The 948-nt window shown below is 56.6% G+C and carries 1 protein-coding gene; it reads left to right on the plus strand.

The features are described 5' to 3' along the window. Window positions 1-131 precede the first annotated feature (131 nt). Entirely contained in the window at window positions 132-629 is a 498-nt protein-coding gene (locus Mhypo_RS17770) for a peroxiredoxin (RefSeq protein WP_119342529.1), read from the plus strand. Window positions 630-948 lie beyond the last annotated feature (319 nt).

The following is a 948-nucleotide window of genomic DNA, read 5'->3' on the forward strand; positions in this document are numbered from 1 at the left end:
TCGCAGGCTGGCGCGAGACTATGAGCGGCTGGCTGAGACCTTGCGAGGTTGGCACTGGTTGGCTTTTTCGATTCTGATGACAGCGAAAACTGTGGAGCTTTTACGAACAGCTAGTTAGCAGGCTCTAGGGTATGAAACGTTTGTGGTTTTTGCTTTTGCTGCTGGCCCCGGTGCTGGCGCTGGCTCCCGGTGACCCGGTGTCCTTGCCCAAAGTGCAGGACTCCTTTGGTAAGCCTGTAGACCTGGTGGCCACAGCCAGGGAGGGGAAATATCTGTTGTTCTGGTTTTACCCTAAGGCTAGCTCGCCCGGTTGCACCGCCCAGGGCAAGCGCTATGCCGAGCTCTACAGCGAGTTCGAGAAGCTGGGTGTGGAAATTTTCGGGGTAAGTGCCGACCCCGCTGCCGACCAGTGCGCCTTCATCGAGCAGATGGCGCTTAAAGGGGCCATGCTGCCCGACCGGGATGGCACCCTGGCCAGGCTCTTCAAGGTGGGTGGGTTTTTTGGCTTCTACAACCGCGACACCATTTTGGTTAACCCTAGAGGCCGCATCGAGCGCATATGGCGCAACGTCAATGCCTTCCGCGACCCCGACACGGTGCTGGCGTACGTGCGTGAACTAAAGCGATAGGTGTTTTTCTTGCTTAGGCGCACGTTCGAAACCATGCTTTGGATTGCCTAAAAAGCCCAAGGCCGAAGGCTGGGCTCTGGGTCAGAACCAAGGCCGTGTTAGAAGAGTCCGATTCATGTGCCGATGAATCATACCGGATTCAAAAAGACAGTTTACAAAACCAAAAACACCAGAGGCTGTCTTTTTGAATCCTAGAGCACACCCCTCCCTTGAGTACCGGCGCTAGCCGGGGGCCGATGGCCCTTCACTGTCGGTCGGCGAAGAAAGCGTCTCCCTTCCAAGGGGCGGTATCGCCCTCCGCTACGCGGATAACTTCCAA

This window comes from Meiothermus hypogaeus (assembly GCF_003574035.1).
GTDB classification, from domain to species: domain Bacteria; phylum Deinococcota; class Deinococci; order Deinococcales; family Thermaceae; genus Meiothermus; species Meiothermus hypogaeus.

Coding starts and splice junctions, on each gene's coding strand:
- Mhypo_RS17770 (WP_119342529.1), top strand. CDS start 132: ATGAAACGTTTGTGGTTTTTGCTTTTGCTGCTGGCCCCGGTGCTGGCG.